Consider the following 23,241-nt stretch of genomic DNA (forward strand, 5'->3'; position numbering starts at 1 on the left):
GAACCCTAACCTTCGGTATTTGGCACTATCTGAATTTCTACACGACGGTTTTGAGCACGGCCATTTGCACTATCGTTAGTCGCAATTGGGCGTGTTTCGCCATAACCCATAGTACTAACTCGTGTAGCCATAATTTGCTGGTTCACTAAGTAGTCTTTCACACTTTTTGCACGCTCACGCGATAGGTTCATGTTGTAGCTATCTTTACCTGTACTATCGGTATGCCCTTCTACACTAAGGTAGGTTTTTTCGTACTTGTTCATTACTTTAGCAATCGCGTTTAACGTATCGTTAAAGCCTGATGAAATATAAGATTGATCCGTTGCAAAGGTAATATTTGATGGCATAACTAAACGTAAGTTATCACCCTCTCGTACTACTTCAACACCCGAACCTGCTAGCTCATCACGAAATGCTTCTTCTTGCTTATCCATGTAGTCGCCAACAGCTGCGCCAGCAAGTGCACCAATAGCTGCACCAATAAAAATACGTTTATCTTTATGATTACCCGTAGCCTTACCTAATACACCTCCGGCTGCAGCGCCAATAGCGGCACCTTTACCTGTGTTATTCATTTCGCAACCAGAAAGCAACAAAGCTACTACGGTTACGCTTAAAAGTGATTTAGTTAAAGTCATGGTGATACCTATTCATTAAGAATTTAGCAAGAGTATGCAAATACATGTATGAACAAACTATGAAGAGAGTGTTAAAAGCAACGCATCTAGCTCGATAGTTAAGCATACCCTAAACTAATGTGTCGTTTTAATAAAAATGTCATACTCCCCTGTGACAATTTAATGAACTTTACAAAGGATATTGGCGCAATGTTAATTGCTATTTTTAGACAGTTTTTTTTACTCGGGTGTATGAGCTTTGGCGGTCCTGCTGCGCATTTAGGTTACTTTAAACGCCACTTTGTAGACTCGTTAAATTGGCTTACTAACACGCGTTACGCACAACTTATTAGCTTAAGCCAAGCTTTACCAGGTCCTGGCTCTAGCCAAGTTAGTTTTGCAATTGGCGTTGAGCGTGCTGGTGTACTGGGTGGTATAGCTGCATTTGTAGGCTTTACTCTACCTTCGTTTTTAATAATGGTGCTACTTGCGGTTAGTGCTCATCAGTTTGACGCTATTTACTTTGCTATTATTGCAGGCTTAAAGTTATTTGCCGTTGTTATAGTTGCTGATGCAACGCTTAGTATGGCTAAAAGCTTTTGTACAAGTACCGCACTTAAGCTACTTGCTGTAATGAGTACACTTGCTTTGGTGTTATTACCAATGCTGGGCACTCAAATCGCTATTTTAATAATTGCTGCAGCAATAGGTGCTATATGGCCTTTATTAAAACTTGGTACAGCCACGGAAGATATTAGTAGCAAAAAAAGTAATATTAACTGGATTGCTCTGGGGTTATTTGCGCTTCTACTTGGTGTTAGCTTTATTCCGCTTGGTCAAGAGTTTGCTTTATTTGCGCCTTTTTACCAAGCAGGTGCAATGGTGTTTGGTGGTGGTCACGTAGTACTACCAGTACTTCAAGCAGGCGTACCAGCATTGAGTGATGATCAATTTTTAAGTGCTTACGCCAGTGCACAGGCAGTGCCAGGACCTATGTTTACTATTGCTACTTACTTAGGCGCACAACTTACCACTGAGCAACCATTAGTAGGTGCTTTTATAGCTACACTGCTTATATTTATGCCTGGTTTTTTACTTATACTGGCGTTTCAGAAGAGTTGGATTAATTTGGCAAACAAACCACGCTTTGCAAGTTCAATAGCTGCACTTAATGCAGTAGTAGTTGGTTTCTTAGCGGCTGCACTGTATTCGCCAATTTGGACATCAGCGGTGCATAATCTTTGGCAAGTTGCGTTAGTAATAATTGCATTTACATGGCTGCGATTTAAAAAGCCACCTATTTGGTGGCTCTTAGCTTTATTTATTGCTGTGGGTCTTTTGCAACACTACTTGCCATCACTCTAAATGTTGGCTTATCTGTCTGTTGCTCACTCGGTGGGCTTAATTGCCCGCTTACACTTTGATATGCCCTAAGACCAAACACCGGTAACACCGCAAGCAAATGGTCCATTATCTCGGCCTGTAAGTGCTCGTACGAAATCCAGCGTTTATCTTCACTAAAGCAATAAAACTCAATAGGCAAACCATGGTTTAGTGGTTGCAGCTCTCGTACCATTAACGTAAGCGACGTATTAATTTTACTGTGCTGTTTTAAATAGCCCTCCGCATAACGGCGAAACAGCCCTAAATTAGAAACCTGAGCGGGTAATGTCGTCACTCGAATGTAGTCATGCAGCGGAATAGCCGCATCAATTTGTTTTCTAAATTCGTCACTCACCAAACAAATACTGTGCATATCTATATTAAGCGACCGCTTAATACGTCTACCGCCCGACTCTTGCATTCCGCGCCAGTTTTTAAACGAGCCCGCTACTAACATATAAGTGGGAATAGTGGTTATAGTGTTATCCCAGTTACGTACCTTTACCGTGTTTAAACCCAAATCAATTACTTCGCCATCAGCGCCGTAATTTTCTACTTGAATCCAATCACCATAGGTTACTAAGCGATTTGCTGCTATTTGAATACTCGCTACAAAACCTAAAATAGTGTCTTTAAATACTAATAACGTAACCGCAGCAATCGCACCAAAACCAGAGAGTATATAAGTAGGTGACTTTTCAAGGAAAATACTAACTATTAAAATAGCACACACTATAAAGGTGACTAGCTTAACAACCTGAATTAAGCCCTGAATAGGAACTTCACGTGCAAACTCTAATTGATTATAAATAGTGCCCGCAATACTCACAATACTACTAAAAATAAAACCGACATAAATAATGAGTAAAGCTTGCCCTATCGTTTTTAGTATTTCTCCTGCAATTTCATTAACTGGGTATACGCTATCAAATGTAGCTAAAAACAATACACAACACAGCATTCCTGCAATACGTTTGTTTAGCTTATTAAGCATAGGAGAAAGCGCGCCAATACGCTCAGGAGAAAGCTTCGTCACTATTTTTTGAATGCCAGGCAACATTAAACGACGAGTAAATAAATACAGTACTAATAACGACACGACCCCAATTGCTACTGCAGTAATAGAGCTAAGAAAATCCGCGTCGGGTACTTTTTCAAACCAAGGAGCAATTAGCTCTTGCAAGTGTGTATTGGTCATAGAAATTCAATTTCCTTACTGATTTTAGGTTCATGTGTGGGATGCTGTTTATAAATATTGGTGAGTTGTATATTTTAGTAACTTACAACTCACTCATATGTTTTGAAAATAATGCCTAAATGCTTTACCGTTTTAATTAATCGTTTTATAAACGAAATACCCATATATCGCAGTCAATAAGCGATACATACTTTAATTCACTTAAAGTATGTATCAGTAATTCGTTTATTACTTTTTATTTATGGTTATTCTCAAGCTCTTGTAACGTTAGCTCTTTGTTTTCCCATAAACGGTTTAACTCGCTTTGAAAGCGTATTCTAAAATCAGAATCACCCGTGTAATCACCAATTAGCTCTTCGCTTACAGGCCTTACTTCAACGTGTATATTAATATTCTTTACCTTACCACCAGCAAAATCCATAAACGTAGGAATGCCATCAGGGTAATGAATGGTTACATTAACTACTTTAGTAATTTGCTCGCCCATTGCTTGCATAACAAAAGCGATACCGCCCGCCTTTGGTTTTAATAAATGTGGGAACGGACTGCTTTGACGCTCATGTTTTTGCGCAGTAAAACGAGTACCTTCAACAAAATTAACCACACTTACCGGCATTTCTTTAAATTTTTCACACGCTTTACGCGTTGTTTCTAAATCTTTACCACGGAGTTTTGGGTTCTTTTTTAACTGGCTTTTGCTAGTGCGGGTCATAAATGGGAAATCAAGCGCCCACCAACATAAACCTAAAATTGGCACGTAGATAAGCTCTTTCTTTAAAAAGAAATTTAAGAATGGAATTTTGCGATTAAATACGCGCTGCAACACTAAAATATCTACCCAGCTTTGATGATTTGCAATAACCAAGTACCAATCTTTTAATTTAAGATCTTCAAGCCCTGTTACATTTAGTTTAGTTGGAGTAAATAACTTTTGGTTTAAGCTATTAAAAGTAACCCAAATAGTTGCAAATTGCTTGGCCGCCCAGCTCATCAGCTTTTGTAGCGGCTTAATAGGAATAAGCTTTATAAGCCCGCAAATGAAAATGGGCACAAACCAAAAAAGAGTATTTATTGTGTAAAAAATAATACTAAATACACTGCGGATAACTGACATTACTTCTTTTCCTTTAAACATAACGCAGTAATCTATTACTGCGCTTTTCTTATACTTAGTGACGTAATTAACCTAAATTAAGAATAATTAATGATGACACCATTAATCTTCAAAATAGGTGTAGCCTTCTAGCCCTGCATTAAGCTCAGCTAAATAGCCTTCTTTACATTGTGCAGATACATCAAGTTTATTAATTTGATGTGCAAAGTTGTCCGCTAAAATGTCGCTATCATAGTCAACAAACTTTAATACATCCTTAACGCTATCACCTTTTATAGCATTGGTTAACACATAACCATCGTCGTTAAGCTCTACATGTACTGAATCGGTGTCACCAAATAGGTTATGTAAATCACCCAAAATTTCTTGGTATGCACCAACCATAAACATGGCAATATGATATTGCTCACCATGTTTATACTCAGGAATCGGTAAGCTAGTTTCGATACCAGCACCTTCAACGTATTCACGAATTTGCCCGTCAGAATCGCAGGTAATATCTTGAATAATCGCGCGCTGAGTAAGTGGCTGAGTTAAGTTTTCGATTGGCATAACCGGAAACAACTGCTGAATGCCCCACACATCAGGCAACGACTGAAATAATGAAAAGTTAACAAAGAGTTTATCAGCAAGCTTTTCGTTTAAATCGTCTAGTACTTCACGGTGAGCGCGTGCGTTATTACTAAGTGATGCACGTACGCGGTGTAAAATAGTAAAGTAAAGCTGCTCTATTTTCGCCCACTCTAACATGCTTACTAAGCCATGCACGTACTGATCGTGCGCTTCGCTAAATAAGTGCATAGCATCATGATAAATCTCTAATGCCATACGCGGATTTAAACGCTGCAAACATTGCCACATTTCATCAAGTACTAATGCACTGTTTTTAACAGGTGCTTCTGGGTTTAAATGATTCGGCGCTTTTTCTACATCAATAACATCCGTAATTAACACCGCATGATGCGCGGTTAAAGCACGGCCCGACTCGGTAATAATAGCTGGATGAGTAAGGTTATGTTGATCGCACACTTCTGCAAATGCATTTACTACATTACGCGCATATTCTTCAACGGTGTAATTCATTGAACACGCACTACGTGAGCCTGAGCCCTCATAATCAACGCCTAAACCACCGCCAACATCAACGGTGTTAAGTGGCACACCTAATTGAGTAAGCTCAGCAAAGTGACGCGCACATTCACGCAAAGCACGGTGAATATCACGAATGTTGGCAATTTGAGAACCAATATGAAAATGCACCATTTGCATTAAGTGCAATTTATTATGCTTTTTAAGCACTTCAACTGCGCTAAGCACTTGCCCAGCAGTTAAACCAAACTTGCCTTTTTCGCCACCCGTGTTTTGCCACTTGCCTTTGCCTACTGAGTTTAAGCGAATGCGAATACCAATAGCTGGCTCAATACCTAGGTTGTCTATTTCTTCGAGTAGCGTGGTAAGTTCTGAAAGCTTTTCTACAACAATTTTTACACTGTGCCCCATTGCTTGACCAATACATGCTAAACGTAAAAACTCACTGTCTTTATAGCCGTTACACACAATAGTGATTGGCTCTTTTGCTACACCCAAAATAGCCATAAGCTCTGGCTTTGAGCCGGCTTCTAAGCCTACAAGCCCACTTGGATGCGCTAATAATTTACTCACAACAGAGCGCTGCTGATTTACTTTAATTGGATAAACACAGGTGTATTTACCGTTATATTCACGATTTGCTCGTGCTTGAGTAAATGCATTAGTAAGCGTGTCTACACGATTTTTTAAAATATCGGTAAAGCGCACTAAAACCGGCAACGTTAAACCTTGTTGTTTAAACTGCTCAGTTAATTGCGTTAAAGAAATTGCGGCTTTTGTTTGGTCGCCATCTGGGTAAGCCACCAGTTCGCCTTGTGCGTTAATATCAAAATAACCATCGCTCCAATGAGCAACGTTATAAGTAGCGCGTGCTGTTTCTAAACCCCAGGTCATGGCAACTCTTCTTTAGTCAATTAGGTATAAAGGCGCATTTTAATACGTCACTATCCACTAGGCTAACAAAAATTGAACTTTCACTCACTCCTAACTAACTTTATTCGTCAAATCAGTTAAAATGTCATTGAGCAATACGCCAAGCACTGGCAAAATTGCCCCTTTTTCATACTCAACCTAAAAAGTGTAATAGTAACTATGGCAAATTTAGATCAAAGTAAGTGGTTTACTGAAATTAGCGACCGCGATGGCAGCGCATTTTCATTACGTATTAATAAAAAGTTAGATGAAAAACAATCTCCTTTTCAAAAGGTAGAAATGTTTGAAACCACAGACTTTGGTAATTTAATGATCATCGACGGGTGTACTATGGTTACAACCCGAGAAAACTTCTTTTATCATGAGATGATCAGCCATCCTGCACTTTTAGCGCACCCAAACCCTAAAAACGTGGTTATTATTGGCGGCGGCGACTGCGGTACATTACGTGAAGTGTTAAAACACCCAGGCGTAGAAACTGTGACGCAAATAGATATAGACGAAGTAGTAACGCAAATGTCGTTAAAATACTTCCCAGAACTTTGCGAATCTAATAACGATCCTCGTGCAACGGTTATGTTTGACGATGGCATTAAATACATGCGCGAAGCAGCTGGCGAATCTATTGACGTTGTTATTGTTGATGGCACAGATCCAGTAGGTCCTGGGGAAGGTTTATTTAACCATGCGTTTTACACTAGCTGTTTAGATGCACTGCGCCCAGGTGGTATTTTAGTACAGCAAAGTGAATCGCCACTTATGCATATGCCATTATTAGTTGAAATGCGCGAAGCTATGTTAAGCGTAGGCTTTAACGATTTACAAACATTGCCATTCCCGCAGCCAATTTACCCAAGCGGTTTATGGTCGGTAACACTTGCACGTAAATCACAAGCATTTGACGGTTTTAGAGAAGATGCAGCTGCAAATATTGCGCAACATAGCGAATACTACAACAACGGTATTCACCATGGTGCACTCGCTACACCTAACTATATGAAACGCGCATTCGATAAAAAGTAATTTACATAATTTGTAAAACTAAAAAGGGAGCGTTTAAACGCTCCCTTTTTTATACTTTAAAAACGCCACTGAGCGTTTATCATTACTTGTTGTTGCGAAGTACGTTGATTAAAACCTATTGCGGCTCTATTTTCAGCAAAGCTTTTAAGCGCAGAAGCTTCAACTCCTACCTGAACCTTTTTATTAATATTGTAACGCCACGTGGCCGTTACCCCCTCGCCATGGCTAGTATTAGGGTCATATGGAGTAATGTCGTTATCGGTTACTTCAAAATAGTCGTAACGTAACGAAACTCTGTTTTTACCTTCTTTATGGCTCAGCATTAAATAGTGACTATAAAATGCATTATCTATTAGTTTATTATCACCCATCTCGGTTTTACCATTTAACACTTGTGCTATAAAGCGTGTTTTATTATTAAACTTATATAACCAAGCAGCACTAGTAAAACGGGTATCCCATGCATACTGCCCCGAACTAATATTAAGCTTAGTTGGGTCGCCATTGTTGTTGTAATAATAAATTCGAAATTGTGACTTTTTTAAGTAATCCCAATGCACACCGGCATAATAACCAAAGCGACCGTCGACTTCTTCAAACGGTAAAACTTGATTAGCTTGCCAGCGTAGCGCGTATTCATTTAATGACGCGACAGGTGCAAATTTAACACCTTCGTTAAATGTTGTTTGCCTATCGTGTAGTGCAAAACCACGCCACGCGAGTAAGGTACCCGCAGGGTCATTGCCTTTAAATGTAGCGCCTACAAAGCTAAAGCTATGTGCGCTGTTGAAACGTTTAGCTGAGCGCTTAATAGTTACCTCAGCGCCAACAGTACGTAACTCCTCTCCTATCCAGCTATTAATAGCTGAGTTTGTATAGTTATAAGGAGAAGTCCAACCTATGTCTGGATTTTCTAAAGACATAAGTGGGTAAAAGCCCCCTACACGCACATGCCATTTATAGTTGCTATTAGATAGCGGTTGATACTTTACATAAGCTTGCGTAAAACCTAAGCCAACATCAGGAGCCTGATTAAGATTTAACACCCCATGAGCCGACCAGTTAGATGCTAAATCTATATTAAAATCTAAAATACCTTGCGATAAAATAAGCTCATCGCTTTTACTATCATGCCGATACAATCCAACGCCACCTTCTTGCCAGCTCAGTATGTCATCGCCTTGTACAGCCCTAACTTGCAATAAACCTCTTACTTGTGCGCTCAGCGTATTACTAAAAAGTACAATACAACTTAAAAAAGTCAGCTTTAGCAAGTTATTAATAGTCATCAAATTCATCCGTAGCAAAATCAATTTGCTCGGTTATAGTTTGCTTAATTTTGTAGGTAAGCGGTTTTGAGCTTACAGATACCACTTCAGATTCAACATTACTTATATCACCAAACCCTGAGTGCCATACGCTAAGTGTGTACTCGCCTGCCATCGCTGTTAAATCAACTTTTCCGGCTTCATCTGTAATCGCAAAAATAGTGCTATCAACCACCACTATATAACCTAACATCCAATCATGAATATTACAGCCAAGCTCAACAACACCCGTTTGATCAAAAGTAATGGGCGCTTTTGGGTGCTCCTTATATAGCTTTAATTCGAACGTTTTGGCTTTAGAAAATGAATAAACATGATGCATGATTGAGTCCGCATTCGGAAACTCTACCTTTGCATTTTGTGGGACAACTAAAATACGTGGCTTAAATTCTCGATTTTGCTGGGTCATCGCATAAGGTGCTTCAGGAGGAATAACGCTAGAGGGGTCTCCTGCAGTTAGCCATACAACAGCATTAGGTAATGGGTCATTATTAGCATTTTTAATTGTAATATTTGCTGCAAAAACTCCAGTACTAACACTTAGTAAAAATACATAAAGTAAGCTTTTTATCATTTTCTTGTCGCTATTATCAATTTATTTACATTATAGACCGATTAAGCCACCAAATTCTTTCTATTTTTTAAAACATTGAATACGTATGTAAGCAGTCGTATTAATCATCAACAGTCATTATCCTTAGATGTCACCACCGACTCATCTAAGGACACACCATGAGAATACCAGCACTTGTGCTTTTAGCCTTTGCTAGTAATAGCTACGGACAAACCGTAGAGCTAAAATCGCCAGACACACAAATAACAGTAAGCATCTCTGACGAAACCAACACGCCTAGCTACGCAATAAAATTTAAAAACAAAGCGGTTATAAACAAATCTTTACTGGGGTTTGAATTTAAAACACAAGCGGCCTTTAGCGACAGTTTTAAAATTAAAAGCATTGAACAACAAAGCGTTAATACACAGTGGCAACAACCCTGGGGCGAGCGCCAAAACGTTGTTGACGAATATAACGAAGTAGCCGTTACCTTTACAAAAAACGAGCCAAATAAAGGCACCTACACAATTCGATTTAAAGCATTTGATAGTGGTGTAGGTTTTAGGTACGAAGTACCACAACAAGCCGGGTTCGAACATACAGAAATAACCAAAGAGTTGACTGAATTTGCAATAAACAATAGCCATAATGCAACAGCATGGTGGATACCTGCTCGTGGCTGGAACCGCTACGAATATGTTTACAACACCACTCCACTTAACGAAGCTTCACTAGCTCACACACCATTTACGTTTAAAACAAGTGACGGTACTCATATTAGTATTCATGAAGCCGCACTTGTTGATTATGCAGGCATGGTGCTAAATCAGCGTCGCTCTGGTACGTTCACTGCCGATTTAACGCCGTGGTCAGATGGTGTTGCCGTTAAAAAACAAGGTGCTTTTAAAACACCATGGCGCACCATTCAAATAGCCGACAGCGCTGTTGGCTTAGTTAATTCAGATATAATACTAAACCTAAACGAGCCTAATGAACTCGGTGACGTGTCGTGGGTTAAGCCTGGCAAATACGTGGGTATTTGGTGGGGTATGCATATAAACACGCAAACTTGGGGTAGCGGTAAAAAACACGGCGCCACTACGCAAACCACAAAATACTATATGGATTTTGCAGCGCAGTATGGTTTTGATGGCGTACTCGTTGAAGGCTGGAATATTGGCTGGGATGGCGATTGGTATTTTAATGGCGATGTATTTAACTTTACCAAACCGTACGACGACTTTGATATAGCAGCGCTTACTCAATACGGCAAAGAAAAAGGCGTACAACTCATTGGTCATCACGAAACATCAGGTAATGTAAGCAACTACCGTGACCAAATGGAAGGTGCTTTTGCTCTTTACGAAAAATCAAACGTAAGCCAAGTAAAAACAGGTTATGTAGCCGATGGCGGAAATATAAAACGTATAGACAAAAACGGTATTGCTCGCCACGAATGGCATGACGGCCAGTTTATGGTTAACGAATACCTTTATAACGTAAAACTTGCAGCTAAACATAAAATTAGCATTAATACTCACGAGCCAATTAAAGATACAGGCCTGCGCCGTACTTATCCAAACTGGATTGCGCGCGAAGGTGCACGCGGACAAGAATACAATGCATGGGGTTCACCACCTAACCCACCAGAGCATGTACCAATGCTTGCTTTTACCCGCATGCTTGCAGGACCAATGGACTTTACGCCAGGTATTTTTGATATGAGCTTTAATGGTTTAGGAGGCGATACAAACCGCCCACAAACCACACTCGCCAAACAACTCGCACTTTATGTTGTTTTGTATAGCCCAATTCAAATGGCTGCCGACTTACCTAAAAACTATTTGGCTAAGCCCGATGCGTTTCAATTCATTCAAGACGTACCAACAGATTGGCAGCAAAGTATTGCTCTTGATGGCGAAGTAGGCGACTTTATTGTATTTGCACGCAAAGAGCGTAAAAGTAATAAATATACAGGAAATGATTGGTACTTAGGTGCAGTTACCGACGAAAAAGCACGTGCTATTGAGGTGAAACTAGACTTTTTAGAACAAGGGAAGAAGTTTGAAGCGCAAATTTATAAAGATGGTAAAAATGCAGAATGGAAAAATAATCCATACGATCTAACTATTGAGAAGCGTATTGTAACTGCAAGCGATAAACTAACGCTTAATCTCGCCACCAGTGGCGGCACCGCGATTCGCTTCAAAGCTCTTTAATATATAAATTATATTTATTTTATAAAAAAAAAAGCCATCCGTAAATTTAGTCAACGATGGCTTTTATATTAACTGCTAATTTTAATTGGTAAATAAACCTTTGCGCTTAAGCCGCCTTCCGGTCGATTAGAAAGCTTCACTTTACCATCGTGCATATCAATAATGCGTTTAATAATAGCGAGCCCTAACCCACTACCTTCACTGCCGCGCGCTGCATCACCTTGCTTAAATGGTTCAAACACAGACTCTAATTCACTCTCAGGAATGCCAGGGCCATTATCTTTTACTTCAACAACCACGTACTTTTTATTAGAGTTGTAGTAACTAAGTACTTCAATATCACCCTCTGAATAACGCCGCGCGTTTCCTATCATATTCGTTATAACACGCTTGATAGCCACTATACTTAGCGGAATATTAGTTATGTTCGGATTACTCTTAAAAGTAATTAAACGCTGATGCTGTAGCTCTGAATGTACAACTTCGGCTATTAAGCCATTTATATCTTCACAGATTACCTCTTCACGCTTGTGGTGCCGTAAATACTCAATGAACTGATCAATAATGCCGTTCATGTCTTCTATATCGTAAATAATGCCTTCACGTAAGTAGTCATCTGTATCAGCCATCATTTCGGTAGCTAAACGAATACGTGTAAGCGGTGTACGTAAATCATGAGACACACCAGCCATTAATAAACGGCGGTCATTTTCAAGTGCCGCAATACCGCGCGACATTTGATTAAATGCACGTGTTACCGCAATTACTTCTGTTGAACCTTCTTCTGCTAACTTAGTGGTAAAGTCACCTTTACCTACTTTTACTGCGGCTTGTTGCAACGCTTTTAATGGTCTGTTGAGATGCCTTGCAAATAACCACCCACCCAGCACACTTAAAAAACCGATACTTGATAAGTAAAAAGTTAAAAACTCTAAGTTATTTTCTTTAAAGCCGGTTAACGGTACCTTTACCCAATAACCTGGTGCTTGTGGTGCTTCTACCCAATATATAAGCGGGCCTGTTTGGCTAATACGTACCCGTGAAAAACCACCTAATTGCTCAGACATACTTCGCGATAATCCTGAGTATTCACGAGTTTGCCCAAGCCCACTACGCATAGCTTCACGCTGGGTCATTACTTCAATACCTGTTATTTCAAAAAACTTTTCTGAAATCTCATCGTTTATCTCTACGCCATCTTCCCAGTCAATAAATACCGTTTTTATTTGCTTAGCTAGCATTAAATTAACTTGCTCAATAGTCGGCTTTACAACGTATAAGCTTACTGTAACGTAAGACACTATTTGATTTATAAGTAATAAAGCAGCTACCAAAAAAACAGTTTTTCCAAACGCACTACGCGGAAAAAATCCCATATAAGTTACTTTTCACCGTCAGGAACAAACACATAACCCAAACCCCATACGGTTTGAATATACCGTGGATTAGCAGCATCTATTTCAATCATGCGGCGTAATCGAGATACTTGTACATCAATGCTTCGCTCAAGAGCACTGTAGTCACGTCCACGTGCTAAGTTCATTAACTTGTCGCGACTAAGCGGCTCTCGAGGGTGCGATACAAGTGCTTTAAGTACGGCAAACTCCCCACTAGTCAGTGAAATAACTTTTTCACCCTCACTCATTTCGCGTGTTGCTAAGTTAAGGGTAAATTTACCAAAAGCGATTAAGTTTTCTTCAGCAGCTGGCGCACCAGGCACTTCTTTTGCGCGGCGGCGTAAAATAGCTTTAATGCGGGCCAATAACTCCCGAGGATTAAATGGTTTAGGAATGTAATCATCTGCACCTAGTTCTAAACCAATAATACGGTCAACCTCGTCACCTTTTGCAGTTAACATAACGATAGGAATTTCGTTTTCTTTTTGACGTAACCTACGACAAATAGACAAGCCATCTTCGCCAGGAAGCATTAAATCGAGAACCATTAAGTGAAAGTTTTCACGCTCAAGAAGTCTATCCATTTGCTCCGAGTTTCCTGCTGTTCTAACAATAAAACCTTGCTCGACTAAGTAACGCTCGAGCAAGCTACGTAAACGCATATCGTCATCAACAACTAATACTTTTGTGGTTTCGTGTCCCATTTTTATATTTCTTATTTTTATATCCAGTTAATAGTTAATATAAATGAAAAACTTAATAATCAAAAACTAATTACCCGCTTAGATTGTTACTGAACATTTCAAAAACACTTATTACCACGCTATAAATTTTAAACTCGACAAGTTTCACTAATTTTAATACCGTGCCCAATATTAGAGTTTGAGAAGAATATACCGTGAAAACAAATTTAGTTACCCGCGAAGGCTACTTACAACTGCAACAAGAACACGACCAATTATGGAACGTAAAACGTCCAGAAGTTACAAAAATAGTGAGTTGGGCAGCAAGCTTAGGAGATCGCTCTGAAAACGCTGATTATCAGTACAATAAACGATTACTTCGTCAAATAGATCGTCGCGTACGCTACTTGCGTAAGCGAATCCCTGATTTAAAAATTATTGATTACTCTCCAGTGCAAGACGGAAAAGTATTTTTTGGCGCCTGGGTAGAAATAGAAAATGAAGAAGCTGAAACTAAAAAATTTAGAATAGTGGGACCCGATGAGATTTACGATCGTAAAGATTATATTTCTATCGACTCACCTATGGCGCGTGCATTGATTAAAAAGCAGGTTGATGACGAGTTTGAGGTAATGACACCTCAAGGAAAAAAAGAGTGGTATATAAATAGCATTCACTACCAAAAAAATAAATAACATGTTTTGATTCAGATCATGTTAACTTTCTATTGTGTAAATTAAAACAATACGCTATAAGTGAATTTACTCCAGCTATAATTTTTTAGTTTGAGATTAGTTAAGGTAATGGTTATGTCAAACGTAGTACAGCGCATATTAAGTAATGCCGTATTGTTTGCACTTTTAATGGGTGTAAGTCTAACCCTGCACGCCAATGCCAAAGAAAGTAATTTAGACCATGTAACGGTTTCAAATCATTTTATTGCTTGTGATATTCCTGACCAAGCTAACCTAGACTTTGACGTAGATTCTCACGTTAATGTTATTTCCTTTACGGCGCCTCAACCACTCCCTAAAGACACAAACTCTTTTTACACTAGTTTAATTTTAACCAGACCTTTTAGCACTGCTTATCAGCGCGGACCACCTAGTAATTTAATTTAACTCATTATTTTTAAACATTGATTAAATTTTATAATTATAGGTGACTAATATGTCTAACTTTAAAGAATTACGTGCTCAAAACATTTCTCATGGCGTTATTGCTAACACATTTGCTGAAGATCAACCGTTAATTGATTTAACATCTCCGGCATTAAAAATGGTAAACAACTTTACTCAAAAAACGCCTATTCGTGCACAACACGAAACAACGATTGAAGAAGCGCTTAAACAAATAAGCACTCAAAAATCTGATTTTATATTAGTAACTGATGATGCTAATAAGCTAATTGGTATTGTTTCAAGTGCAGATTTGCAAAGCTCTAAAATAGCTATAATTGCACAGCGCCTAAACTCACCACATAAAGAAGTGAGCTTACGTCATATTATGACGCCAATAAGCCAGCTAATGGGTGTTAGCATGCAAAGCCTAAGCCACGCATGTATTGGTGATGCACTGCAAACAATGGAGCATCAAGGTGTGATGTTTTTATTGGTAACAACAGCGAATAATGAAATATGTGGGTTAGTTTCAGCAAGACAAATTGCCAGAACACTACAAATTCCTGTACACATTACACCAATAGCTAACTCATTCAGTGAAGTACTAGAAAACGTAGAGCACCCTCACTAGGGGCTCTTCACACCTTATAATTCCCCCCTCCATTGCAACATCTTAAAGCAAGTAAAATAGCTTGCTTTAAGAGCTTTTTATTACTTTTTATTACTACCTCGTGTGATATTATTCAAGCAATTAGTCGTATCAGTTAACTGCGTTAACTGGTCTTATTTTTGTTTAAAAAGGTTTTTGCATGAGCGATATCTCTGCACGTTTAGCCATTGAGCTAAATGCACAGCAACAGCAAGTTGTTGCGGCAACAAAGTTACTTGATGAAGGCTCAACAGTGCCTTTTATTGCCCGTTACAGAAAAGAAGTAACCGGTGGTTTAGACGACACTCAATTACGTCTTTTAGAACAACGTTTATCTTATTTACGTGAACTAGAAGAGCGTCGTAGCTTTATATTATCAACCATCGAATCACAAAAAAAACTGACTCCAGAATTAAAGAACGATATAAATACAGCGCAAAGTAAAACTGAGCTTGAAGATTTATACCTACCTTATAAAGCAAAACGTCGCACTAAAGGTCAAATAGCAATTGAAGCAGGCTTAGAGCCTCTTGCAAATGAGTTATTCAACAATGCAAACCTAGACCCTGAACAACAAGCAGAGCAATTTATTAATGCTGAAAAAGGCTTTGCTGATACAAAAGCAGTGCTTGATGGTGCTAAGTTTATTTTAATGGAACGCTTTGCTGAAGATGCAAAGCTACTTGCTAAGTTTAGAAGTCACATTAGTCAAAATGGCGCTATTGAAAGTTCGCTAATTAAAGGGCAAGAGCAAGCTGGTACAAAGTATCGAGATTACTTTGAGCATCAAGAGCTTCTTAAAAAGGTCCCTTCTCACCGAGCCCTTGCAATGTTAAGAGCGCGTAATGAGGGCATACTTCAGCTAAGTGTGAATCCTGAGCCAAGTTCTGAAAATTCAGCTCAATTGTGCGCTCAAATGATTGCAGATCATTATCGTCTAGATATTAAATATAAAGCGGCAAGCCCTTGGCTATTAAGTGTTGTGCAATGGGCGTGGAAAATTAAATTAGGTTTACACCTCGAAAATGAATTTTTTGCAGCTATGCGCGAAAAAGCAGAAACTGGTGCAATTGATGTTTTTGCTAAAAATTTAAAAGATTTATTAATGGCAGCCCCTGCAGGTCCTCGTACTACACTTGGTCTTGATCCTGGTTTACGTACTGGCTGTAAAATCGCGATAGTCGATAGCACAGGTAAATTACTAACCACACAGACTATTTTCCCGCATGCGCCGCAGAATCACTGGGATAAATCAGTTCGCACATTAGAGCAGCTTTGTCGTCAACATAAGGTTGAGCTTATAGCCATTGGTAATGGTACTGCATCTCGCGAATCAGATAAGTTAGTTGCCGAACTAATGAAGGCAAATACTGAGCTTAAACTAAATAAAATTATGGTAAGTGAAGCCGGTGCATCTGTTTATTCTGCATCTGAACTTGCTGCTAATGAATTTCCAGATTTAGATGTATCTTTACGCGGTGCCGTGTCTATTGCTCGTCGCCTACAAGACCCTCTTGCAGAGCTTGTTAAAATTGAACCTAAATCAATTGGTGTTGGTCAATACCAGCATGATGTATCGCAAAGCCAATTAGGGCAAAGCCTTATCTCAGTAGTAGAAGATTGTGTAAACTCTGTTGGTGTAGACCTAAACATGGCATCTGTACCACTGCTTACACGCGTTTCTGGTTTAAACAAAACATTAGCACAAAATATTGTAAATTATCGCGATGCTAACGGCTCATTTTCTAAGCGCAGTGAACTTAAAAAAGTTGAGCGTTTGGGGCCAAAAGCTTTTGAACAAGCAGCTGGATTTTTACGTATTAATAATGGCAGCGATCCGCTAGATAACTCATCGGTTCACCCTGAGGCTTATCCTATAGTTAAACGTATTTGCGAGCACAATAGCGTTGATGTAAATAGTTTAATTGGTAACAGCGACTTTTTAAATAAATTAGCTGCTAACGATTATATCGACGAAAAATTTGGTTTGCCTACCGTTACCGATATTATTACTGAGCTTGATAAACCAGGTCGAGATCCACGCCCTGAATTTAAAACAGCTGAATTTAAAGCCGGCGTTGAAAAAATTAGTGATCTAAAACCAGGTATGATTTTAGAAGGTGTGGTTTCTAACGTTGCCAACTTTGGTGCTTTTGTTGATGTAGGCGTTCATCAAGATGGTTTAGTGCATATTTCAGCTATTACTAATAAATTTATATCAGACCCGCGCGAAGTAGTTAAAGCTGGCGATATAGTAAAAGTTAAAGTAGTAGAAGTCGATGCAGCGCGTAAACGCATAAGCTTTACTATGCGCTTAGATGACGATATTGATACCAGTAATAAAGCAGCTCCATCAGCTCAAAAACCACAAGCGCGCACTAATAGTTCACAACCTCGCGCTGCAAAGCCAAAACGTGATAGCGGTAATGCTTTAATGGGCAATGCATTTGCTGATGCGTTTGCAAACGCTAAAGTGAAAAAGTAATAATTAACCTGAACTCTGAGCAATAGAGTTATTCCATATTAAACCATAATAATATTTAGGTTTATTATTCAAGGTTCAGGTTACTTAAAGTGACAAGCAATAACTAAAACAAAAAAACCGCGTAAGCGGTTTTTTTAATCACAATTTTATTAAATTTATCGAAGCTAAATTAACTCAGTGCCGAAAAGCCGCTTTGATTTGCAGGTGATGTTGCCATTTGATAAAAGTTAGCAATACGTCCAGCGCGTGCCTCAACATCTACATCTCGTTGTTTCTCATCACTCTTAGCTGTTTTAGTATCACTGCTTTCGTCACTAGAAAATGAAGCTTCGACTTTATTACTTGCGTCATCTTCTTCACTTTCAGGCTGTGCTAGCTCAGCTTGGGCTGCAGCTAGCTTTTGTGTCGCATTAGCAGCAATAGAGCGATCTGCTCCCGAGGGCTCAGCAGGCGCTAATGCTGCAGCGCGCACCGTTTGCATCTTATCTATAGTTGCTTGTGGATCGCCTGGGACTTCAGATACATCTATTTGTACCTCTCCGCCAACTGCGTAGTTAGTACCATCGGGACCACGTTGATATTCATAGCTAGGCGAACCGGCATGCTGCCCACCTACAGCAGCATGTGCTTGCTCATGTACTCTTACTTCAGTATCACGAGCCTTGAGTTCTTTAATTTGTGATTGTTCTTGCTTTAAAAGTTGCTCTTCTTGTTCAGATTCCTGTTTTTCAACTGTTTCGGCTTCTTGCTCAGAGGTTTCTGAATTTTCTGATTCTTCATCACGTTGCTGAACCGATTTTTCGTCTGCTATTTTCCCCGTCGCACTATACGTTACGCCATCACCACCGCCTGGTAACTTTGCCTTTTCAGCATCGCTTTGTGTTTTGGTTTCTGTATTGCTGGCACTGCTTGGTGCCGGCGCAGGAATAACTTCACGCAGTTGGTTGTCACGACGCGCGGTTTCCGTATAAACATTTGCGGTGTTTATATTAATAGACGGAAATGGCGTGACAATATTCATTATATTAAACTCTAATGTCTATTAGCGTGCCAAGAACATCATCGGCAGTTTGAATCGATTGCGTATTGGCTTTAGTATTAAACTCTTCAACTTTTAAGTTTACAAGCGCTTCATCAATACGTGCAGGTTGTGCGACAGGTGCTGTAATGGCTTCCTCTGGACGTGCTGCAGTGAGCTGACGTTGTTGCGCTAATTGCGCATCGTCTTGCTCCTCAATATTGGCGCGATTAATCTCTGCGCTGGCTTTTTCAATACCTTGGCTGGCACGATTAAACCCTTCAACACCGTTATTAAATACAGATCCGATTGGCATATTAAAGCCTCCACCAAATAAACATTGTTTAATTATCGCTCAGGTTATGCACAAAATAAAGCTTTAAACCGAGCAATTCTTACCTCAATTTTAAAACATTGATTTAACGACAGATAAAAACTCACTTTTATGAGAAATAAATGGCGCATGCGACGCTTTATCAAGTATTACGTACTCAAACTCAGCATTTAGGGCTGCCATTTCTGTAATTGCTTTATATGGCACCAAGGCATCTAAACGACCAAATACAGCTTTAATAGAGACCGGACAACTTGCAAATAATTCTCGTAAGTCTTCATTTTGTAATATATCTAAGCCACCACTCAACGCTCCGTCTTTTGGTGGATTGTATTGCTTTAGCAGTAGTTTAAGTTGCTTTATGTCATCGCGAGCAGATTCACTACCCATTGCTTGAATAGCTAAAAAACGTTCAATCGTTTTTTCAGGGTGATTAACTAATTGTTCTTTAAATTGCGCGAGTACTTTTTCTTTTATTCCGGGCCAACTTTCTTGCTCTGCAAAAAATGGCGTTGATGCAACCAATATTACTTTTGATACTTTTTCGGGCCAATGCTTAGCAATATACAATGCAAATAGCCCACCTAACGACCAACCCATTAAAATAGATTGTGGTTTTAGTTGGTCACTTAAAAGTACTGCCGCATCATGTAATGTATAAGGGTTCGGGCAGGTAACACTATTCCCAAATCCTGGTAAATCAAGGCTACGCACTTCTCCTGAATATAAAACTTCAAACTCAGGTTGTACTAACTGCCACACCCCCTGATTCATTCCCCAGCCATGTAATAATACTAACTCGTTTTGCATATTTGCATAATCTTGACCAAACTTAGGCTCATAATAACGATTAAAAAGATGATTGCAATGTGCGGTGTTAACCAATGAAAAAAGCTATTTTTGACTGGCTCTTCCCATCTTATTGCGTGCAATGCGAAAACATCATTAATGCATCACAAGGCTTATGCAATTACTGCTTAGAAGACTTACCATTGTTTGATTTAAGTGAGCGCACTAACTTACTGCATCGCCCCGATATTATTGAGATGTTTCCTAACTGCGAGTTTGATAAGTTATTTGCATGTGCATTTTATCAATCCCCATTTAAACAGTGGCTTAAACAACTAAAATTTAATAATCAAATTCATTATAAAAAGGCATTACAGCAAGTTATACAAAAGCAATTAGTGCAGTTTTTTACTCATGAGGCTGTTCTACCTGATATTTTTATTATTTTACCATTACATAAAAGTCGATTTCTAAATCGTGGGTTTAATCAAGTAACACAGGTTTGGCAACCGTGTCTATCAGGCTTATTATCATCGAACAATGCGCTTGTGCGTAGTAAAAAAACATATTCACAATCTAAGCTATCTAAAGCCAAGCGTATTAAAAACCTTAAAAATGCATTTATATGTACAAAAGATATGAGCGGTAAAACTGTCGCTATTATTGACGATGTTATGACCACCGGTGCCACACTCAATGCTGCGACTAGCGCATTAAAAAAAGCAGGTGCTAAACAAGTCTGGGCTTTTGTAACGTGTTTAACACCTATTTAAAGCAAGTGAGTATCACCCTTTATAGCGACTCACTTGCTCTAGTGATTTTAATGGTTAGTTATTAACGATTAAAAGCGAGCTCTTACACCCAAGCTAACTGAACGACCAGGTAAAGGTGCTTCATCTTTTAAGTATGAAGAATGTACCCGCCCTTCTTGATCCGTTAAATTATCGCCTTTGATATATATTGTCATATCAACATCACCTAAATCTAAGTAATAATTAGCTGATGCAGAAAGCATAGTATAACCATCTGTATTAGTTTCATTCTCGGCTATTTTATCTTGTTTACTATTTCGGATAACTTCTACTTCAGTATGCCAATTTCCATACTCGTAATGCACAGATGAGCCAAACCTCATTGGCGGCATTCTTGGTACATTACCGCCTGCATCTAATTTAGCACGTGTATAATCAGTAAATACTTCTAAGCGCCAGTCATCATTTAAATGCCAATCAACTTGTGCTTCGTAGCCGTATAAGCGTGCGTTTTGCTGGGAAAACAAAACAACCGGTAAACCATCTGTTTCTTCATCTGGTTCACCTGATATAGCAACTTGCTCCTCAAAGTCAGCTGATGTGATAAAGGCACCATCGCTGATAACTAAATCTGTAAAATCTTCAAAAATATAATTATTAATCTCATTATTAAACACACTAACGCTGGCATTCCATGTGTCTGCATTATAGCGATAAGTAATGTCTATATTATTCGAGACCTCTTTATCCATGCTTTCACCGGTTTGAACTACATTATATTGACCATTGTCGCTATTGAGCTCAAAAACGCCACCTATTTCATAAGTCCCAGATCCAATATGAGGTCCATATGAAAACATCTCTGAAGCCGATGGGGCTCGCTGTGAGTAAGCATAATTAAAGGCTAAAGAGTGATTGTTGTTTATACTCCAAACAACCCCTGCTGAGCCAGATACAGCGGTGTAATCTTTGTTATCGAATGAAATAGTATTTGATGGACTAAGATCAGAAAAGAAATCGTTATCTACATTATGCGTTAGTTGCTCAACACGAGTACCTAATTGCCATAAAAGAGGGCCTACTTCTCGTTCTTCCATTAAAAATGCAGCAATGCTGTCTGTTTTAGTCGGTGGTGTAAAAGCTTCTTCGCCAATAGCTTCAAAATCACTTTTGTTGTAGTGCAGACCTACAACTCCTTTCCATCCATAAACTGGCGCATGTTCAGCCCATAATCTAGATTCTATACTTTCATTTTTAAAAGTTGTGCCAATTTCAGTGCCCTCTATCTCAGAGTGTTCGTAATCAGTATAAGCATTTTGCCAATGCACTGATTTAATAAAGCCATCTAAATTATTCCAATCAACAACGCCTTGATAGCGGTCTTGATTTAATTTAATAAACACACCCTCTTCGCCTGGCAAACCATACTCTGATTCCATATGTCCGTATGCAAATGCAACACGGTTATCATCAGTTATCCAACCAGTACCAAGATTATAACCACTTGAATCAATAGCTGAATTTGCAAGTGTAGTACTCCCGCCGTCCTCATCTATATCAGCCGGTACAGGAATTTTATAATCGTCGGTGCTGCGGTTATAACCATCTATATGAAATACAAAATCTCCTGAGCCTGCGTTTAAATCTGTTGAGATTGTTTTTGCATCAGCAACATTGTCGTATTGTGCAAATACTTCTCCACTTAACCCTTCTTGCTTTTCAGATGGCAAGCGGTTATCAACAACATTTACAACACCGCCAATCGCACCGCTCCCGTATAAAAGGGTTGCTGGTCCTCTTAAAACCTCAATTTGAGTTGCTGTTGAGGTTTCTGTTGCAACTTGATGATCTGGACCTACTCGCGACGCATCAGATGCACCTAATCCATTTTGTACAACCTTAATTCGCGGTCCATCTAAACCCCTAATAATAGGGCTACTCGCAACAGGACCAAAATAAGAGCTGTGTACGCCAGGTACGTTTTTTAAGGTTTCTCCTAGCGTTGCAGCTTGATTTTGATCTAATGCCTCACCGCTAAGAATGGTCACAGGCGTACTCGACTCAAGCACTGTGCGCTTTAGTGGAGATGATGTGATCAGCACTCTTTCAATATCACTTTCATCTTTTTGAATGTTTTTTTCAGCAGCATACGCGCTACTACTTACAGCCGCTAATAAAGCTAAAACAAGTGGAGAATAGTTATTTTTCATATTGTGATCTCTAAAATACACATTAAAACTCACTAGCTATCGAGCGATAGCTAGTATTAAAAATACGTTTAACAGGTTAATTTTAGATAAAAGTAGGAGGGTCTCTATTTCCAGTAATCGCAACAAATTCAGTATGGCATTGCAGAATATTTAACGTTATAAAAGAAAAATAATTTATGTCAGATTCAAAAAGGGTTATTTTGGCAGGTATAGACTGCTCTAAATCAAGATGACCTAAACATAGCTCGCATTGTTGATCTGTTTTTAATACATGAACAGTGCTGTGCCAACCCGAAGATATACTGAGAAGCAGAAAAACCACCAGTATATATTTCAACAGTGT

At 39.1% G+C, this 23,241-nt stretch carries 20 protein-coding genes; 8 read left to right on the top strand and 12 right to left on the bottom strand.

Features of this window, described 5'->3' with window-relative positions; genetic code table 11:
* Positions 1–5: 5 nt before the first annotated feature.
* Positions 6–638 (bottom strand): OmpA family protein, encoded by a 633-nt coding sequence (locus GQR56_RS10880; protein ID WP_166111270.1) that lies wholly within the window; start codon positions 636–638, stop codon positions 6–8.
* Positions 639–827: 189 nt separating this feature from the next.
* On the opposite strand from GQR56_RS10880, the gene chrA reads away from it, so the two are divergent.
* Positions 828–1,982 (top strand): chromate efflux transporter, encoded by a 1,155-nt coding sequence (gene chrA / locus GQR56_RS10885; protein WP_166111373.1) that lies wholly within the window; start codon positions 828–830, stop codon positions 1,980–1,982.
* Here the strand turns inward: chrA and GQR56_RS10890 are convergent.
* From GQR56_RS10890 to speA, 3 genes are all read right to left on the bottom strand, one after another.
* On the bottom strand, positions 1,939–3,198 hold the full coding sequence (locus GQR56_RS10890; RefSeq protein ID WP_166111273.1) for a mechanosensitive ion channel domain-containing protein: 1,260 nt from the start codon (positions 3,196–3,198) through the stop codon (positions 1,939–1,941). The genes chrA and GQR56_RS10890 overlap by 44 nt on opposite strands.
* Before the next feature lie 235 nt (positions 3,199–3,433).
* On the bottom strand, positions 3,434–4,312 hold the full coding sequence (locus GQR56_RS10895; protein ID WP_166111276.1) for an acyltransferase: 879 nt from the start codon (positions 4,310–4,312) through the stop codon (positions 3,434–3,436).
* Positions 4,313–4,414: 102 nt separating this feature from the next.
* The gene (speA, locus tag GQR56_RS10900; protein WP_024610274.1) at positions 4,415–6,295 is read right to left on the bottom strand and encodes a biosynthetic arginine decarboxylase; all 1,881 of its coding nucleotides are present in this window, start codon (positions 6,293–6,295) and stop codon (positions 4,415–4,417) included.
* Between the two features lie 198 nt (positions 6,296–6,493).
* Here speA and speE point away from each other — a divergent pair, with 198 nt between their 5' ends.
* Entirely contained in the window at positions 6,494–7,357 is an 864-nt protein-coding gene (speE, locus tag GQR56_RS10905; protein WP_024610275.1) for a polyamine aminopropyltransferase, read from the top strand.
* Positions 7,358–7,413: 56 nt separating this feature from the next.
* On the opposite strand, the gene GQR56_RS10910 is transcribed toward speE, so the two are convergent.
* Together GQR56_RS10910 and GQR56_RS10915 are read right to left on the bottom strand one after the other, a co-directional pair.
* Positions 7,414–8,646, bottom strand: a complete 1,233-nt coding sequence (locus GQR56_RS10910) for a hypothetical protein (RefSeq protein ID WP_024610276.1) — start codon at positions 8,644–8,646, stop codon at positions 7,414–7,416.
* The gene (locus tag GQR56_RS10915; RefSeq protein WP_024610277.1) at positions 8,636–9,259 is read right to left on the bottom strand and encodes a plastocyanin; all 624 of its coding nucleotides are present in this window, start codon (positions 9,257–9,259) and stop codon (positions 8,636–8,638) included. The genes GQR56_RS10910 and GQR56_RS10915 overlap by 11 nt, the downstream gene beginning before the upstream one ends.
* Before the next feature lie 158 nt (positions 9,260–9,417).
* Between GQR56_RS10915 and GQR56_RS10920 the strand changes: the two genes are divergently transcribed.
* Positions 9,418–11,460 carry a glycoside hydrolase family 97 protein gene (locus tag GQR56_RS10920; RefSeq protein WP_024610278.1) on the top strand — a complete coding sequence of 681 codons (2,043 nt, stop codon included), beginning with the start codon at positions 9,418–9,420 and terminating at the stop codon, positions 11,458–11,460.
* Between the two features lie 68 nt (positions 11,461–11,528).
* Here GQR56_RS10920 and envZ read toward each other — a convergent pair whose 3' ends face one another.
* Both envZ and ompR read right to left on the bottom strand, forming a co-directional pair.
* Positions 11,529–12,836, bottom strand: coding sequence for a two-component system sensor histidine kinase EnvZ (envZ, locus tag GQR56_RS10925; RefSeq protein ID WP_166111279.1), 1,308 nt, complete (start codon positions 12,834–12,836; stop codon positions 11,529–11,531).
* Positions 12,837–12,841: 5 nt separating this feature from the next.
* Positions 12,842–13,561 (bottom strand): two-component system response regulator OmpR, encoded by a 720-nt coding sequence (ompR, locus tag GQR56_RS10930; RefSeq protein ID WP_024610279.1) that lies wholly within the window; start codon positions 13,559–13,561, stop codon positions 12,842–12,844.
* Between the two features lie 194 nt (positions 13,562–13,755).
* On the opposite strand from ompR, the gene greB reads away from it, so the two are divergent.
* From greB to GQR56_RS10950, 4 genes are all read left to right on the top strand, one after another.
* The gene (gene greB, locus GQR56_RS10935) at positions 13,756–14,235 is read left to right on the top strand and encodes a transcription elongation factor GreB (protein WP_024610280.1); all 480 of its coding nucleotides are present in this window, start codon (positions 13,756–13,758) and stop codon (positions 14,233–14,235) included.
* Between the two features lie 114 nt (positions 14,236–14,349).
* A complete protein-coding gene (locus tag GQR56_RS10940) occupies positions 14,350–14,661 on the top strand; it encodes a hypothetical protein (RefSeq protein ID WP_024610281.1) in 312 nt (103 codons plus the stop codon).
* A 49-nt stretch (positions 14,662–14,710) separates the two neighbouring features.
* Positions 14,711–15,292: a CBS domain-containing protein gene (locus GQR56_RS10945; RefSeq protein ID WP_024610282.1), complete on the top strand. Its 582-nt coding sequence runs from the start codon at positions 14,711–14,713 to the stop codon at positions 15,290–15,292.
* A 178-nt stretch (positions 15,293–15,470) separates the two neighbouring features.
* Positions 15,471–17,795: a Tex family protein gene (locus GQR56_RS10950; protein ID WP_166111282.1), complete on the top strand. Its 2,325-nt coding sequence runs from the start codon at positions 15,471–15,473 to the stop codon at positions 17,793–17,795.
* 169 nt (positions 17,796–17,964) lie between these two features.
* Here the strand turns inward: GQR56_RS10950 and GQR56_RS10955 are convergent, their stop codons facing one another.
* The 3 genes from GQR56_RS10955 to bioH form a co-directional block, all read right to left on the bottom strand.
* Positions 17,965–18,816, bottom strand: a complete 852-nt coding sequence (locus GQR56_RS10955; protein WP_166111285.1) for a putative metalloprotease CJM1_0395 family protein — start codon at positions 18,814–18,816, stop codon at positions 17,965–17,967.
* 4 nt (positions 18,817–18,820) lie between these two features.
* Entirely contained in the window at positions 18,821–19,129 is a 309-nt protein-coding gene (locus tag GQR56_RS10960; RefSeq protein WP_166111288.1) for a hypothetical protein, read from the bottom strand.
* A gap of 90 nt (positions 19,130–19,219) precedes the next feature.
* Entirely contained in the window at positions 19,220–19,957 is a 738-nt protein-coding gene (gene bioH / locus GQR56_RS10965; protein ID WP_166111292.1) for a pimeloyl-ACP methyl ester esterase BioH, read from the bottom strand.
* Between the two features lie 74 nt (positions 19,958–20,031).
* Here bioH and GQR56_RS10970 point away from each other — a divergent pair, with 74 nt between their 5' ends.
* The gene (locus tag GQR56_RS10970) at positions 20,032–20,709 is read left to right on the top strand and encodes a ComF family protein (protein WP_166111295.1); all 678 of its coding nucleotides are present in this window, start codon (positions 20,032–20,034) and stop codon (positions 20,707–20,709) included.
* A gap of 68 nt (positions 20,710–20,777) precedes the next feature.
* Here the strand turns inward: GQR56_RS10970 and GQR56_RS10975 are convergent, their stop codons facing one another.
* Positions 20,778–22,898: a TonB-dependent receptor gene (locus GQR56_RS10975; RefSeq protein WP_024610288.1), complete on the bottom strand. Its 2,121-nt coding sequence runs from the start codon at positions 22,896–22,898 to the stop codon at positions 20,778–20,780.
* Between the last annotated feature and the right edge of the window lie 343 nt (positions 22,899–23,241).

The organism is Pseudoalteromonas sp. Z9A5, from assembly GCF_011378875.1.
Taxonomy (GTDB): Bacteria; Pseudomonadota; Gammaproteobacteria; order Enterobacterales; family Alteromonadaceae; genus Pseudoalteromonas.

Excerpts from the sequence above, each read along its gene's own strand:
- GQR56_RS10880 (WP_166111270.1), bottom strand. The coding sequence starts at position 638 with ATGACTTTAACTAAATCACTTTTAAGCGTAACCGTAGTAGCTTTGTTG.
- chrA (WP_166111373.1), top strand. The coding sequence starts at position 828 with ATGTTAATTGCTATTTTTAGACAGTTTTTTTTACTCGGGTGTATGAGC.
- GQR56_RS10890 (WP_166111273.1), bottom strand. The coding sequence starts at position 3,198 with ATGACCAATACACACTTGCAAGAGCTAATTGCTCCTTGGTTTGAAAAA.
- GQR56_RS10895 (WP_166111276.1), bottom strand. The coding sequence starts at position 4,312 with ATGTCAGTTATCCGCAGTGTATTTAGTATTATTTTTTACACAATAAAT.
- speA (WP_024610274.1), bottom strand. The coding sequence starts at position 6,295 with ATGACCTGGGGTTTAGAAACAGCACGCGCTACTTATAACGTTGCTCAT.
- speE (WP_024610275.1), top strand. The coding sequence starts at position 6,494 with ATGGCAAATTTAGATCAAAGTAAGTGGTTTACTGAAATTAGCGACCGC.
- GQR56_RS10910 (WP_024610276.1), bottom strand. The coding sequence starts at position 8,646 with ATGACTATTAATAACTTGCTAAAGCTGACTTTTTTAAGTTGTATTGTA.
- GQR56_RS10915 (WP_024610277.1), bottom strand. The coding sequence starts at position 9,259 with ATGATAAAAAGCTTACTTTATGTATTTTTACTAAGTGTTAGTACTGGA.
- GQR56_RS10920 (WP_024610278.1), top strand. The coding sequence starts at position 9,418 with ATGAGAATACCAGCACTTGTGCTTTTAGCCTTTGCTAGTAATAGCTAC.
- envZ (WP_166111279.1), bottom strand. The coding sequence starts at position 12,836 with ATGGGATTTTTTCCGCGTAGTGCGTTTGGAAAAACTGTTTTTTTGGTA.
- ompR (WP_024610279.1), bottom strand. The coding sequence starts at position 13,561 with ATGGGACACGAAACCACAAAAGTATTAGTTGTTGATGACGATATGCGT.
- GQR56_RS10940 (WP_024610281.1), top strand. The coding sequence starts at position 14,350 with ATGTCAAACGTAGTACAGCGCATATTAAGTAATGCCGTATTGTTTGCA.
- GQR56_RS10945 (WP_024610282.1), top strand. The coding sequence starts at position 14,711 with ATGTCTAACTTTAAAGAATTACGTGCTCAAAACATTTCTCATGGCGTT.
- GQR56_RS10950 (WP_166111282.1), top strand. The coding sequence starts at position 15,471 with ATGAGCGATATCTCTGCACGTTTAGCCATTGAGCTAAATGCACAGCAA.
- GQR56_RS10955 (WP_166111285.1), bottom strand. The coding sequence starts at position 18,816 with ATGAATATTGTCACGCCATTTCCGTCTATTAATATAAACACCGCAAAT.
- GQR56_RS10960 (WP_166111288.1), bottom strand. The coding sequence starts at position 19,129 with ATGCCAATCGGATCTGTATTTAATAACGGTGTTGAAGGGTTTAATCGT.
- bioH (WP_166111292.1), bottom strand. The coding sequence starts at position 19,957 with ATGCAAAACGAGTTAGTATTATTACATGGCTGGGGAATGAATCAGGGG.
- GQR56_RS10970 (WP_166111295.1), top strand. The coding sequence starts at position 20,032 with ATGAAAAAAGCTATTTTTGACTGGCTCTTCCCATCTTATTGCGTGCAA.
- GQR56_RS10975 (WP_024610288.1), bottom strand. The coding sequence starts at position 22,898 with ATGAAAAATAACTATTCTCCACTTGTTTTAGCTTTATTAGCGGCTGTA.